18 protein-coding genes are annotated in these 14,387 nt (G+C 35.7%); 3 read left to right on the top strand and 15 right to left on the bottom strand.

The window, feature by feature from the left end; genetic code table 11:
- Positions 1-81 precede the first annotated feature (81 nt).
- On the top strand, positions 82-822 hold the full coding sequence (locus tag NG655_RS03500) for a bacteriorhodopsin-like (RefSeq protein ID WP_252157964.1): 741 nt from the start codon (positions 82-84) through the stop codon (positions 820-822).
- Between the two features lie 73 nt (positions 823-895).
- On the opposite strand, the gene argS is transcribed toward NG655_RS03500, so the two are convergent.
- Positions 896-2,677 carry an arginine--tRNA ligase gene (gene argS / locus NG655_RS03495; protein WP_252157963.1) on the bottom strand — a complete coding sequence of 594 codons (1,782 nt, stop codon included), beginning with the start codon at positions 2,675-2,677 and terminating at the stop codon, positions 896-898.
- A 77-nt stretch (positions 2,678-2,754) separates the two neighbouring features.
- Between argS and NG655_RS03490 the strand changes: the two genes are divergently transcribed.
- Together NG655_RS03490 and NG655_RS03485 are read left to right on the top strand one after the other, a co-directional pair.
- Positions 2,755-3,180, top strand: coding sequence for a hypothetical protein (locus NG655_RS03490; RefSeq protein ID WP_252157962.1), 426 nt, complete (start codon positions 2,755-2,757; stop codon positions 3,178-3,180).
- Between the two features lie 5 nt (positions 3,181-3,185).
- Entirely contained in the window at positions 3,186-4,619 is a 1,434-nt protein-coding gene (locus NG655_RS03485) for an SDR family oxidoreductase (RefSeq protein ID WP_252157961.1), read from the top strand.
- On the opposite strand, the gene NG655_RS03480 is transcribed toward NG655_RS03485, so the two are convergent.
- The 14 genes from NG655_RS03480 to rpsE all read right to left on the bottom strand — a co-directional run bounded on the left by NG655_RS03480 (position 4,620) and on the right by rpsE (position 14,379).
- Positions 4,620-5,903: a citrate synthase gene (locus NG655_RS03480; RefSeq protein WP_252157960.1), complete on the bottom strand. Its 1,284-nt coding sequence runs from the start codon at positions 5,901-5,903 to the stop codon at positions 4,620-4,622.
- A gap of 102 nt (positions 5,904-6,005) precedes the next feature.
- A complete protein-coding gene (eno, locus tag NG655_RS03475; protein WP_252157959.1) occupies positions 6,006-7,292 on the bottom strand; it encodes a phosphopyruvate hydratase in 1,287 nt (428 codons plus the stop codon).
- Positions 7,293-7,316: 24 nt separating this feature from the next.
- Entirely contained in the window at positions 7,317-8,411 is a 1,095-nt protein-coding gene (carA, locus tag NG655_RS03470; RefSeq protein WP_252157958.1) for a glutamine-hydrolyzing carbamoyl-phosphate synthase small subunit, read from the bottom strand.
- 90 nt (positions 8,412-8,501) lie between these two features.
- Positions 8,502-8,990 carry a 50S ribosomal protein L17 gene (gene rplQ, locus NG655_RS03465; protein ID WP_252157957.1) on the bottom strand — a complete coding sequence of 163 codons (489 nt, stop codon included), beginning with the start codon at positions 8,988-8,990 and terminating at the stop codon, positions 8,502-8,504.
- 23 nt (positions 8,991-9,013) lie between these two features.
- Positions 9,014-10,006: a DNA-directed RNA polymerase subunit alpha gene (locus NG655_RS03460; protein WP_252157956.1), complete on the bottom strand. Its 993-nt coding sequence runs from the start codon at positions 10,004-10,006 to the stop codon at positions 9,014-9,016.
- A 21-nt stretch (positions 10,007-10,027) separates the two neighbouring features.
- Entirely contained in the window at positions 10,028-10,633 is a 606-nt protein-coding gene (rpsD, locus tag NG655_RS03455) for a 30S ribosomal protein S4 (RefSeq protein WP_252157955.1), read from the bottom strand.
- Between the two features lie 84 nt (positions 10,634-10,717).
- On the bottom strand, positions 10,718-11,101 hold the full coding sequence (rpsK, locus tag NG655_RS03450) for a 30S ribosomal protein S11 (protein ID WP_252157954.1): 384 nt from the start codon (positions 11,099-11,101) through the stop codon (positions 10,718-10,720).
- 9 nt (positions 11,102-11,110) lie between these two features.
- Positions 11,111-11,485, bottom strand: coding sequence for a 30S ribosomal protein S13 (gene rpsM / locus NG655_RS03445; RefSeq protein ID WP_252157953.1), 375 nt, complete (start codon positions 11,483-11,485; stop codon positions 11,111-11,113).
- A 3-nt stretch (positions 11,486-11,488) separates the two neighbouring features.
- The gene (gene ykgO, locus NG655_RS03440) at positions 11,489-11,605 is read right to left on the bottom strand and encodes a type B 50S ribosomal protein L36 (protein ID WP_252157952.1); all 117 of its coding nucleotides are present in this window, start codon (positions 11,603-11,605) and stop codon (positions 11,489-11,491) included.
- A gap of 12 nt (positions 11,606-11,617) precedes the next feature.
- Positions 11,618-11,833 carry a translation initiation factor IF-1 gene (gene infA / locus NG655_RS03435; protein ID WP_252157951.1) on the bottom strand — a complete coding sequence of 72 codons (216 nt, stop codon included), beginning with the start codon at positions 11,831-11,833 and terminating at the stop codon, positions 11,618-11,620.
- 4 nt (positions 11,834-11,837) lie between these two features.
- A complete protein-coding gene (gene secY, locus NG655_RS03430; protein ID WP_252157950.1) occupies positions 11,838-13,190 on the bottom strand; it encodes a preprotein translocase subunit SecY in 1,353 nt (450 codons plus the stop codon).
- A 7-nt stretch (positions 13,191-13,197) separates the two neighbouring features.
- Entirely contained in the window at positions 13,198-13,650 is a 453-nt protein-coding gene (gene rplO, locus NG655_RS03425; protein ID WP_252157949.1) for a 50S ribosomal protein L15, read from the bottom strand.
- A 13-nt stretch (positions 13,651-13,663) separates the two neighbouring features.
- Entirely contained in the window at positions 13,664-13,843 is a 180-nt protein-coding gene (gene rpmD / locus NG655_RS03420; protein ID WP_252157948.1) for a 50S ribosomal protein L30, read from the bottom strand.
- Positions 13,844-13,854: 11 nt separating this feature from the next.
- Positions 13,855-14,379 carry a 30S ribosomal protein S5 gene (gene rpsE, locus NG655_RS03415; protein WP_252157947.1) on the bottom strand — a complete coding sequence of 175 codons (525 nt, stop codon included), beginning with the start codon at positions 14,377-14,379 and terminating at the stop codon, positions 13,855-13,857.
- Positions 14,380-14,387: the final 8 nt, after the last annotated feature.

Here is a 14,387-nt window from a genome sequence, read left to right as displayed (position 1 = left end):
AAATTTTTGACAAATATTTATACTAAGTATTTTTTTTTTACATAAATTTACCTAAACAAAAACAAATAAATTAACATTATTATGGAAAATTTTTTAAGCTTAATGGTAGAAATTAAAGCAATGGGGGCGACCGACTATGTAGGTTTCACGTTCTTCGTTGGATGTATGGCAATGATGGCTGCATCTGCTTTTTTCTTCCTATCAATGAATTCATTTGATAACAAATGGAGAACTTCAATCCTGATCTCTGGATTAATTACATTCATAGCTGCTGTTCACTATTGGTACATGCGTGATTATTGGGCTGCAATTGGAGAATCTCCAACATTCTTCCGTTATGTAGACTGGATCCTTACAGTACCATTAATGTGTGTTGAGTTTTATCTTATTCTTAGAGCTGCTGGTGCAACCAGAAGCTTGATGTGGAAAATGATTTTCTTATCTGTTATCATGCTTGTTACAGGATACCTTGGAGAAGCTGTTTACATGACTGGTATGGGACCAGCTGTATGGGGTGCAATCTCAGGTGCTGCTTATTTCGCTATAGTTTACGAAATATGGAAAGGTGGAGCTGCACAATTAGCTCAAGCTGCGGGTGGTGCAGTAGAATCTGCTCACAACACTTTAGTTAAGTTCGTTGTTATAGGATGGGCTATTTACCCAATCGGATACATGGCAGGAACTGCAGGATGGTATGGTGCAGAAGGTGAATTCTTCGGAATGGCCTTAAACCTTGATGTTATTTACAACATTGGTGATGCAATTAACAAAATCGGGTTCGGTTTAGTTGTTTACAACCTTGCTGTTAACTCTCAGAAATAATAAAGAATATTTATTCTTTAACAAAGAAAACCGCTCATTTGAGCGGTTTTTTTTATGTTTAAAGACATTCTTTTTACATTCTAACTGGTGCATCTATTCCCAATAAATTTAGAGAATCTTTAAGCACAGCTGCAACCTCTAAAGACAGGCTAACTCTCAATACCTTCACATCTTCATTTTCTTCTCCCAGTATAGATACGTTTTGATAAAATGAATTAAACAGTTTAACCAAATCATAACTGTAATTAGCTATAACCGCTGGGCTATAAGCCTTAGCAGCCTGCTGAATTGTACTTGGATATAACATTAAGTGTTTAATAATTTCTTTTTCTCTAGAGTCAAGCTCTAAAGAGACATCAATAGCTCCCTCTAAATCGGTTGCCTTTCTTAAAATAGATTGAATACGTGCGTATGTATATTGAATAAAAGGGCCTGTATTTCCAGCAAAATCTACCGAACTCTTAGGGTCAAATAAAATACGTTTTTTAGGATCTACCTTCAATATAAAATATTTCAATGCTCCTAAACCTATTGATTGATATAGTTTTGATTTTTCTTCTAAAGAAAGCCCATCCAATTTACCCAAGTCTTCTGCAATCGATTGAGCCGTATTTTTCATCTCAACCATAAGATCATCTGCATCTACTACAGTTCCTTCTCGGCTTTTCATTTTTCCTTCAGGCAAATCAACCATTCCATAACTTAAATGAAATAAAGACTGTGCCCAATCATACCCTAGTTTCTTTAGAATTAAAAACAGAACCTGAAAATGGTAATCTTGCTCATTACCCACCGTATAAACTAAACCTGTCATCGATGGGTTGTCTCGATAACGCTGTAAGGCAGTACCCAAATCTTGTGTCATATATACTGCAGTACCATCTGACCTTAACAATAACTTCTCGTCTAAACCTTCCTCGGAAAGATCGATCCATACAGAACCATCTTCTTTTTTATAAAAAATAGAACGAGATAATCCATCTTCTATTAAATCTTTTCCTAATAAATAGGTATCACTTTCATAATAATAAGAATCAAAAGTTACTCCCATTGTGTTATAGGTGGCTTCAAATCCTTTATAAACCCACGAATTCATAGTTTTCCACAGAGACACTACCTCTTCTTCGCCAGCTTCCCACAAACGAAGCATCTCTTGAGCTTTTACAAATAAAGGAGCGTTTGCCTTGGCTTCTTCTTCTGATTGACCTTCACCTATTAAATGTGCTATTTCTTCTTTGTACTTTTTATCAAATAAAACGTAGTAGTTTCCGACAAGTTTATCTCCTTTTAATCCAGAAGATTCAGGAGTTTCTCCCGCCCCAAATTCGCTCCACGCAACCATAGATTTACAAATATGAATTCCACGGTCGTTAATTATTTGAGTTTTAACAACCTTACTTCCACTTGCTTCAATAATTTTTGAAACCGAATAACCAAGAAGATTATTTCGAACGTGACCTAAATGAAGAGGTTTATTTGTGTTTGGTGATGAATACTCGACAAGAACTGATGGACTGTTATCATTTAATTCTACCCTTCCATAATTCTTAGACGAAGTAATCTGTTTCAATTCATTTATAAAAAAAGAATCTGATATTTCAATATTCAAAAATCCTTTTACAACATTGTAGCCCGTTACCCATTGAAGTCGTTCTTCTAACTCCTTTCCTATAGTTTCTCCTATTTGGACAGGGTTCCCCTTCAAAACACGCAATAAACCAAACACAACCAAGGTTATGTCTCCTTTAAATTCCTTTCGGGTCGCTTGAAACTCAAAAGATGAAACAGATGCGTTAAACGTTTCTTTTATAACCTTCTCTAAAGTGGGCGTTAATTGTGTTGAGATTGTATTCATAAATCAATTTCGGCAAATATAATTATTATGTACAAATTATTAGGTCTTATAGATATCCATTATCTTTAAAGTAAAAAATGCTTTTAAACGTTTCCTATAACGAACCTAAAATAAAGAAACAAATAGACGATGAAGTCGGAGTTCCTTTTTCTCTCAGGGAACGATGGAAACTAGGAGGTATTGGTTCTCCAAAACTTATAATTACTCACGCATCTATAGATATACACAACCTACTTGTACTCGATAATAATTTAGACAGCTGTAATGTTGAATTACGTCCTAAGGGTATTATTGTGCGCTTTAGAAGTATTTTAGAGACTTACGCTTTAGTGATACCCTACTACAAATTAAAAATATACAAGGGAAAGGCACAAGAATATTCAATGTACAAAGACCATTATTGCATTAAAGTCGCTGCTACAGAAAAGAACATACACGACTACTTTAAAAAAATTAATATTCAAAAAATCAATGTTTTACCAACTCGATTAGAGGAACTATAAAAAATATGAAAATTCTATTAACTGGTGCCAATGGATATATCGGAATGCGACTACTTCCGCAACTACTTGAAGCGGGTCATGAAGTAATTTGTGCAGTTCGTGACCCGAGAAGATTATCAGTTGCCGATGATTTACTTCAGAGAATCAAAATCATCACAATAGATTTTGCAAATATTGAGGATGCGGAATCCATTCCAAATGATATTGACGTTGCTTATTATCTACTTCACTCCATGTCCTCAACTCAGGGTGATTTTGAAGATTTGGAAAATAAATGTGCAACCAATTTCTGTTTCTTAGTCGCCAACACTCAAATAAAACAAGTTATTTATTTAAGTGGAATTATAAATGATCAAAATCTATCAAAACATTTGCGATCTCGAAAGAATGTAGAAGACATTCTAAAAAACGCATCTTTTAATTTGACTGTCTTAAGAGCAGGAATCATTGTAGGATCTGGAAGCGCCTCTTTTGAAATCATAAGAGATTTATGTGAAAAACTACCTTTTATGATTACCCCTAAATGGGTTAAAACAAAATCACAACCCATTGCAATTCGAACTGTAATGGAGTTTCTGATCGGTGTTCTTCTGCATCCTAAATGTCAAAATGATGCTTTCGATATCGGAGGCCCTAATGTATTAACATACAAAGAAATGCTTCATCTTTATGCGCGAACGCGTGGATTCAAAAATTGGATATGGATCATTCCTATAATGACCCCTAGATTATCTTCCTACTGGCTTCATTTTGTCACATCTACTTCCTATCCGCTAGCAGTTCAATTAGTAAATAGCATGAAAATGGAAGTAGTAGCAAAAGACTCAAGACTTCAATCCATTCTTAAAATCAAACCGTACACCTACACGGAAGCTATAGAAATGGCTTTCAAAAAAATTGAACAGAATTCTGTAATTAGTAGCTGGAAAGACAGTATGGTGAGCGGAAGATTACCCAAAGACCTCCGCAGATACATTCAAGTTCCTAGATTTGGAATCCTTAAAGATGCTCAGAAAATAGAACATATTGACATAGATAAAACTTTACAAACCTTATGGAGAATTGGTGGTGACCAAGGTTGGTACTATGCAAATTGGCTCTGGAAAATAAGAGGGTATCAAGATCAGCTTATCGGTGGAGTTGGACTTAGAAGGGGAAGAACACACCCTGACAAAATTTTCACAGGAGATTCATTAGATTTCTGGCGCGTACTTCTTGCAGACAAAAAAGAAAGAAGGCTCCTACTCTATGCAGAAATGAAACTACCCGGTGAGGCTTGGCTTGAATTTAAAATTGAAGGGTCTACCCTACACCAAACAGCTACATTTCGTCCACGTGGAGTTTGGGGGAGATTGTATTGGTACACTCTAGTACCTTTTCACTACTTTATATTCAAAGGCATGATTAGAAATATTGCTCAGAAAACACAAAAAGCTTAATTAACGCTTTTCGATAGTTTTAAGGACTTTATTTGTTTCTCCAGTATATATTTGTCTTGGACGTCCAATAGGCTCATTATTCTCTCTCATTTCTTTCCATTGAGCTATCCAACCTGGTAAACGACCTAATGCAAACATAACCGTAAACATTTCGGTAGGAATTCCTAGGGCTCTATATATAATTCCTGAATAAAAATCAACGTTAGGATACAGCTTACGATCTACAAAATAAGAATCAGAAAGAGCTTCTTGCTCAAGTCCTTTTGCGATATCAAGAACAGGATCTACAATTCCAAGTTCATTAAGAACTTCATCAGCAGCTACCTTAATGATCTTTGCACGAGGATCGAAGTTTTTATAAACACGATGTCCGAATCCCATCAAACGGAATGGATCGCTTTTGTCTTTAGCTTTAGCCATAAACTTCTTCGTGTCTCCACCATCTTCTTTAATCGCTTCAAGCATTTCGATAACCGCCTGATTCGCACCCCCGTGAAGTGGGCCCCATAATGCAGAAATACCTGCGGAAATAGACGCGAACAAACCTGCATGAGATGATCCTACAATACGAACAGTAGATGTAGAACAATTTTGCTCGTGATCAGCATGAAGGATTAATAATTTATTTAATGCCTCTATAACAATTGGGTTAGAGGTGTATTCTGAATTAGGTTTCTTGAACATCATTTGCGCTACATTATCTACATAAGATAATTTAGTATCATAATAGTTCAAAGGAAGACCTTTTACCTTTCTTTGAGTCCAACCGACTAAGATTGGGAACTTAGCTAAAATTGTAACAATGGCTTGATACATTTCTTCTTCTGACCCAACATCTACAGAAGAAGGGTTGAATGCTGTTAACGCAGAGGTTAATGACGCCAAAATTCCCATTGGATGGGCAGTCTTTGGAAAACTTTTAAGTATTGTCTTTAAATCTTCATCAACAATAGCTTCTTCATTTATATCGGACTGGAACTTTTCTAATTGAGCAGAAGTTGGAAGCTCGCCAAAAATCAATAAATAGGCTACTTCAAGAAAATCAGCTCCTTTTGCTAAATCATCTATTGAATATCCTCTGTATTTTAGAATACCCTTTTCACCGTCTAAAAAAGTAACTCCACTTTCACAAGATCCTGAATTTTTAAAACCTGGATCAAGAGTAACCAATCCTGTTAAAGCTCGAAGGGTTTTTATATCTATACCTAATTCATTTTCAGTCCCTCCAACTAATGGGAATTCAAAAGTTTCGTCTTTGTAAATAAATTTTATAGATTTTTCCATGGTGTTACGTTTTTATGAGAGTGCAAATTTACATATTTATGTCCAATTTTTTGCATAAAAAAAGGGGCTTAAAGCCCCTTTTAACATTTATTGGTATATGCGTTAGATTTTAAAAGCATTTTTCTTTGGGAAATACGCTACTTCACCTAATTCTTCTTCTATACGCAATAATTGATTATACTTAGCCATACGGTCACTTCTAGAAGCTGAACCTGTTTTAATTTGACCTGTATTTAATGCAACTGCTAGATCTGCAATTGTGTTATCTTCTGTTTCCCCTGAACGGTGAGACATTACGGAAGTATAACCAGCATTATGTGCCATATTTACAGCTGCTATTGTTTCTGTTAAAGTTCCAATTTGGTTTACTTTAATAAGAATCGAATTTGCAATATTTTCTTGAATACCTTTAGAAAGACGTTCAACATTTGTAACAAATAAATCATCACCTACTAATTGAACTTTATCTCCTACTTTTTCAGTTAGAGATTTCCATCCTTCCCAATCATTTTCATCCATTCCATCTTCAATGGATATGATCGGATACTGAGCGCTTAACTCTGCTAAATAAGTAGCCTGCTCTTCAGAAGATCTTTTAACTCCTTTATCACCTTCGAAAAGTGTATAATCATAAACACCGTTTTCATAAAATTCTGCTGCTGCACAATCTAATGCAATCATAACGTCTTTTCCTGCAGTATACCCAGCATTTCCAACTGCTTTAATAATTGTTTCTAAAGCGTCTTCAGTTCCGTCTAAGGTTGGAGCAAAACCACCCTCGTCTCCTACTGCAGTACTTAATCCACGATCGTGTAAAACTTTTTTGAGGTGATGAAAAATCTCTGTCCCCATTTGCATAGCATGAGAAAAAGTTTCAGCCATAACAGGCATTACCATAAATTCCTGAAAAGCAATCGGAGCATCTGAATGCGAACCTCCATTTATTATGTTCATCATAGGAACTGGGAGTGTGTTTGCACTAACTCCTCCTATATATCTATATAAAGGCAAACCTAATTCGTTAGCTGCCGCTTTTGCAACTGCTAAAGAAACACCAAGAATAGCATTTGCTCCTAGTTTAGATTTATTTGGTGTGCCATCTAAATCGATCATCATTTGATCAATTTTATTTTGCTCAAAAATTGAAGTTCCAATTACATGTTCTGCAATCGGACCATTTACATTATCCACTGCATTACGAACTCCCTTGCCCATAAAATCAGATCCGCCGTCTCGTAATTCTACTGCTTCATGCTCTCCTGTTGAAGCTCCTGAAGGTACAGCCGCTCTCCCTAAAATTCCATTGTCTGTAACTACGTCGACTTCAACGGTTGGATTCCCTCTAGAATCTAAAATTTGTCTAGCGTGAACTCTAATTATGATACTCATATTGGTTGTTTTAATTTATTTAATTTAAAAGTTGTTTACGAAATTACTGAATAAATACTTGGAATCGTTCGGTCCAGGTGATGCTTCTGGATGATATTGTACCGAAAAGCATTTTTTATTATTCATTTTAAGCCCTGCTACGGTTTTATCATTCAAATGAACATGAGATATTTCAATATCTGGGTGATTTTCAGCCTCTTCCTTATTCACAGCAAAACCATGGTTTTGAGATGTTATTTCTCCCTTACCTGTCTCAATATTTAAAACCGGATGATTTATTCCTCGATGCCCATTAAACATTTTAAAAGTAGAAACTCCATTAGCAATTGCTATTACTTGGTGTCCAAGGCAAATTCCAAATAATGGTAAATCGCGCTTGATTATCTCTTTTGCTAACTCTTGAGCTTCTTTTAATGGTTCTGGATCGCCAGGACCGTTTGAAAGAAAATATCCATTTGGATTCCAAGCTTCTAACTCTTCAAATTTTGCATCGTAAGGGAATACCTTAACATATACATCTTGAAGCGCTAAATTATCTAATATACTTTTCTTAACACCTAAATCTACCGCAGCTACTTTGTATTTAGCATCTGGGTTTCCGTAATAATAAGGTTCCTTTGTAGAAACCTTAGACGCTAGTTCTAAACCAACCATAGAGGGCTGATCTGCCAGCTGAGATTTCAATTCCTCTAATCGATCAATCTCTGTGGTTACAACTGCATTCATAGCTCCATTATCTCTAATATAACTTACGAGTGCGCGTGTATCAACATCAGATATAGCAACTACATTTTGAGATTTAAAATACTCTAAAAGATCTTGTGTTCCGATCGGTCTTGTATGTTGGAAACTAAAATTTTTACAGATTAAACCCGAAATTTTAATAGTCTCTGATTGGTTATCAATTGGTGTAGTCCCATAGTTACCAATATGTGCATTTGCAGCTACCATTAACTGACCATAATAAGAAGGGTCAGTAAATATTTCTTGGTAACCAGTCATACCGGTATTAAAACAAATTTCTCCGAATGAACTTCCTTCAATTCCGATAGATTTTCCGAAAAAAGTAGTTCCATCTGCTAGCAATACAATAGCTTCTTTTCTTTTTTGATACTTCATAAAGGGTATAAAAGTTTTTACAAATAAACATAAAAAAAGGATAAACAGTGAATGTTTATCCTTTGAAATAATTAGTAATTATCAACACTGTTAATCTTCACTTTTTTCTTCGTTAGAAGAAGTTTCTGGAGCAGATGCTTCAGCAACTGGTGTTTCAGTTTTCTTGGCTCTACTTCTACGAGTTGTCTTCTTTGGTGCTTCTTCTTTGTTAGAATAAACATCATTGAAATCAACTAATTCGATCATAGCCATATCTGCGTTATCACCCAAACGGTTTCCTAATTTAATTATACGAGTATAACCTCCAGGACGATCACCAACTTTTACCGCAATATCGCGGAATAAAGTTGAAACAGCTTCTTTGTTTCTTAGGTATCTAAATGTTGTTCTACGGTTGTGAGTAGTATCGTCTTTAGATTTTGTTACTAAAGGTTCGATAAACATTTTTAAAGCTTTCGCTTTAGTTACCGTTGTATTAATTCTTTTGTGTTCAATTAATGAACATGCCATATTGGCGAGCATAGACTTACGATGGGCAGTTTTTCTACCTAAATGCATTACTTTTTTTCCGTGTCTCATTTTACTTTATATAAAAATGTCGGTTAGTCTTTATCTAATTTGTACTTCGCAAGGTTCATACCGAAGGTAAGTCCTTTAAGAGCTACTAGTTCATCTAATTCTGTAAGTGATTTCTTACCGAAGTTTCTGAATTTCATAAGGTCATTTTTGTTATAAGACACGAGGTCTCCTAACGTATCTACCTCTGCCGCTTTAAGACAATTTAATGCACGAACTGAAAGATCCATGTCGATTAATTTAGTCTTTAACAACTGACGCATGTGTAATGATTCCTCATCATATGTTTCTGCTTGAGCAATTTCGTCAGCTTCAAGTGTAATTCTCTCATCTGAGAATAATAGGAAGTGATGAATTAAGGTCTTAGCTGCTTCTGTTAATGCATCTTTTGGATGAATAGAACCGTCTGTAAGGATTTCGAAAACTAGTTTTTCATAATCTGTTTTCTGCTCTACTCTGAAGTTTTCGATGCTAAATTTAACATTTTTAACAGGAGTATAAATAGAGTCGATTGCAATAGTACCAATTTCAGCATTTGCTTTTTTGTTCTCTTCAGCAGGAACATAACCACGACCTTTTTCAATCGTAAGTTCCATATTTAATTGAACACTTTTCTCTAAGTTACAGATTACTAGATCTGGATTTAAAACTTGAAAACCAGAAATAAATTTCTGAAAATCAGCAGCTTTTAGTTGTTCTTGTCCACCAATAGCGATTGTAACCTTTTCATTATCCAAATCTTCGATTTGACGTTTGAAACGTACTTGCTTCAGGTTTAAGATAATCTCAGTTACATCTTCTACAATTCCAGGAATAGTAGAAAACTCATGATCGATATTATCAATTTTAACAGAAGTTATTGCAAATCCTTCTAGCGAAGAAAGCAATACTCTTCTAAGTGCGTTACCAACAGTCAATCCATATCCTGGTTCAAGAGGACGGAATTCGAATTTTCCTTCGAATTCTGATGAATCGATCATAATAACTTTGTCAGGTTTTTGAAAATTTAGTATAGCCATAAGTATAAACTTCAGTGGTTATTATTTAGAGTATAATTCTACGATCAATTGTTCTTTAATGTTCTCAGGTATTTGAAGACGAAGTGGTGTTGCAACGAAGGTTCCTTCTAAGGTTTCGTTGTTAAATGTTAACCATTCGTATACAGATGAATTACGCTCAAGTGAATGAGTAATCGTTGTTAAAGATTTAGATTTTTCACGAACTCCTATTACATCACCAGCTTTGATATGTGTAGATGGAATGTTATTTAGAGAACCATTTACAGTAATGTGACGGTGAGAAACTAATTGACGTGCTGCACTACGAGTAGGAGCAATTCCTAAACGATATACAACGTTATCTAAACGAGATTCGCATAATTGAAGAAGAACTTCCCCGGTTACACCTTTACTTCGGTTCGCTCGTTCGAATAGAATACGAAACTGACGTTCCAAAATTCCATAAGAATATTTTGCTTTTTGCTTCTCCATTAATTGGATAGCATATTCTGACTTCTTACCACGACGACGGGTGTTTCCGTGTTGCCCTGGAGGGTAATTACGTTTTTCAAACGACTTGTCAGCGCCGAAAATTGGTTCCCCAAATTTTCTTGCGATTTTAGTTTTTGGACCGGTATATCTTGCCATTATATTGGTTTTTAAACAAAGGGTGTTATGAATTAAGGTCTAACTCCTCCGATAACACGGATTCCTCTGCTGATTGATAATTAATTATACTCTTCTTCTTTTCGGAGGACGACATCCGTTATGTGGTAATGGAGTAACATCGATGATCTCTGTAACTTCGATACCATTGTTATGTAGTGTTCTGATAGCAGATTCTCTTCCGTTACCTGGACCTTTTACGTATACTTTAACTTGACGTAAACCTGCCTCATTTGCTACTTTAGCACAATCTTCAGCTGCAGTTTGAGCAGCATAAGGAGTGTTCTTCTTTGATCCTCGGAATCCCATTTTACCTGCTGACGACCAAGAAATAACTTCTCCTTTACGGTTAGTCAATGAAATAATGATGTTGTTGAAAGATGCAGTGATGTGCGCCTCTCCAACTGATTCAACAATTACTTTTCTTTTTTTAGTTGCTGTTTTAGCCATAGTCAAAGATTATTTAGTTGCTTTCTTTTTGTTAGCAACTGTTTTACGTTTTCCTTTACGTGTACGTGAGTTATTCTTAGTGCGTTGTCCTCTTAAAGGAAGTCCAGCTCTGTGACGAATTCCTCTGTAACATCCAATATCCATCAAACGTTTGATGTTTAATTGAACTTCTGAACGTAATTCACCTTCAATTTTAAAGGCTCCAATCGCCTCACGAATTGCTCCGGTTTCTTCATCAGTCCAGTCAGCTACTTTTGTGTCTTCACTTACTTTAGCTTCTGCTAAAATCTTTTCGGCACGGCTTCTTCCTACTCCAAAGATATAGGTCAAAGCGATTACGCCACGTTTTTGCTTTGGAATGTCTACTCCTGATATTCTTGCCATAATTTATCCTTGTCTTTGTTTAAATCTAGGATTCTTTTTATTAATAACATAAAGCGTTCCGTTTCTGCGAACAATTTTACAGTCGGCGCTTCTTTTCTTGATTGATGCTCTTACTTTCATCTTTTGTTTATATTAAAATCTATACGTTATCCTTGCTTTCGTAAGATCGTAAGGACTCATTTCTAACTTAACTTTATCTCCAGGTAATAATTTAATATAATGCAAACGCATTTTACCAGAGATATGTGCTGTCACCACGTGTCCATTTTCTAATTCTACTCGGAACATTGCATTAGAGAGTGCCTCTATGATTGATCCTTCTTGTTCTATCGCTGCTTGTTTTGCCATAATACTAAGCTACGTTTTTACGATTATTTCCTGACTTCATTAAACCATCGTAATGGCGATTTAATAAATAAGAATTTACTTGCTGTATAGTATCTATAGCAACTCCTACCATAATTAATAGGGAAGTTCCTCCATAGAATAAAGCCCATCCTTGCTGCATTCCAATTAACTTAACCACTAACGCAGGTAAAACTGCTAGACCGGCTAAGAATAATGATCCTGGAAAAGTAATGTGTGACATTACGTTGTCAAGAAAATCACTTGTTTCATTTCCTGGGCGAATACCCGGAACAAAACCACCACTTCTTTTTAGATCGTCGGACATTTTGTTAGTAGGGACTGTAATTGCAGTGTAAAAATAAGTAAAAATTATAATTAAAAGTGCAAATACAACATTGTACCACAAGCCGAAAATGTCTTGAAAATTCGTTTCCATCCATACTCCAACTGAACTATCATCACCCATTAAACCACCAACATAAGCCGGAGCAAACATTAATGCTTGAGCAAATATGATCGGCATTACACCCGATGCATTTAATTTTAATGGAATGTATTGTCTTGATCCAACAGCAGCAGAGCTAGAGTCTGAACCAGCTGTTCTTCGTGCATACTGAACTGGAATTTGTCTTACTGCTAATACAAGTAGTATAGATAATAAGATTACTACAACCCAAAGGATCATTTCAATTAAAATCATCATTAAACCACCGTTGTTTTCCGTTACTCTTGCTGCAAACTCTTGAGCAAAGGATAATGGAAGTGTAGCAATGATTCCTACCATAATAAGTAATGAAATACCATTACCAATACCTTTATCAGTAATTTTCTCTCCAAGCCACATAGCAAAAATAGTACCTGTAACTAGAATTGAAATAGAAGAAAACATGAATAAAGGTCCTTTACCGATAACAAATGCAGAATCTGGAACTCCAAGAGCACTTAATCCAAATAGATAAGCAGGAGCTTGAACAATACAAATACCAATAGTTAACCATCGTGTTATCTGATTAATCGTCTTACGACCACTTTCTCCTTCTTTTTGAAGTTTCTGAAGATAAGGAATAGCAATCCCCATTAACTGAACAACAATCGAAGCGGAGATATAAGGCATAATTCCTAAGGCAAAAACAGAAGCATTTGCAAATGCACCTCCTGTAAAAGCGTTAAGGATTCCTAATAAACCACCCCCGTCTGTTCTACTTGCCAAACTTGCTAACTGAACAGAATCTATACCAGGTAGAACAATTTGAGCTCCCAAACGATAAATCAAAAGGATCCCTAAAGTTAATCCGATTCGATTCCTCAATTCTTCAATTTTGTATATATTAACAAGGGTTTCTATAAACTTCTTCATTCTAATATTATAATTCTATAGCTTCACCTCCAGCTGCTTCGATAGCGGCTTTTGCAGTTGCTGTAAATTTATGTGCTGTTACCTTAAGAGCACTTGTTAAAGTACCTCTTCCTAGGATTTTAACAAGATCATTCTTAGTCGCTAATCTTAATTCAACTATCTGCTCTAAAGCTACTGAATCTGAAATTCTTTTTTCGTCAACTAGAGCTTGTAAAGTATCTAAATTGATTCCTGCATAGTCCTTACGGTTAATGTTTGTAAATCCAAACTTAGGAAGACGACGTTGTAAAGGCATTTGACCTCCTTCAAAACCAAGTTTTCTTGAATAACCAGAACGAGATTTAGCTCCTTTGTGACCACGAGCAGCAGTACCACCTTTACCAGATCCTTGTCCACGTCCTAGACGTTTCGCATTTTTTTGTACCGCTCCAGAAGCAGGTTGTAAGTTACTTAAATTCATTTTTATTATGATTTTAGGCTTCCGAAACGGAAACTAAATGTTCAACTTTTTTTATCATTCCAAGGATGTTTGGTGTTGCGTCATGAATGACTTCTTTACCAATTCCACGGAGACCTAACGCCTCAAGTGTACGCTTCTGATTTTGAAGACGCTTGATGCTACTTTTTACTTGTTTTACTTTTACTTTAGCCATTTGAAGGTAAATTATCCGTTAAAAACTTTATCTAATGAAATCCCACGTTGTTGAGCAACAGTAGAAGCATTTCTTAATTGAAGTAATGCGTCAAATGTAGCTTTCACAACATTGTGAGGGTTTGAAGATCCTTGAGATTTAGAAAGTACATTATGTACTCCTACTGCCTCTAATACCGATCTTACAGCTCCACCGGCAATAACTCCTGTACCTTCTGAAGCTGGCTTCAAGAATACACGTGCACCACCGAATTTTCCTTTTTGCTCGTGAGGAACAGTTCCTTTAGCGATTGGAATTCGAACTAAATTTTTCTTAGCATCTTCAACTGCTTTTGAGATTGCTTCAGCAACTTCTTTTGATTTACCAAGACCTTGTCCTACTACTCCGTTTTCATCTCCAACGACTACGATGGCAGAAAAACCAAATGCACGACCTCCTTTAGTAACTTTCGTAACACGTTGTACTCCAACTAAACGATCTTTAAGATCTAAACCTCCTGGCTTTACTAGCTCAACGTTTTTATAATTTTGTAACATCTTCCTAT

This window comes from Candidatus Arcticimaribacter forsetii (genome assembly GCF_910589745.1).
Taxonomy (GTDB): Bacteria; Bacteroidota; Bacteroidia; order Flavobacteriales; family Flavobacteriaceae; genus Arcticimaribacter; species Arcticimaribacter forsetii.
The sequence above is the reverse complement of the archived record's forward strand: the minus strand, read 5'-3'. Positions and strand labels throughout refer to the sequence as shown.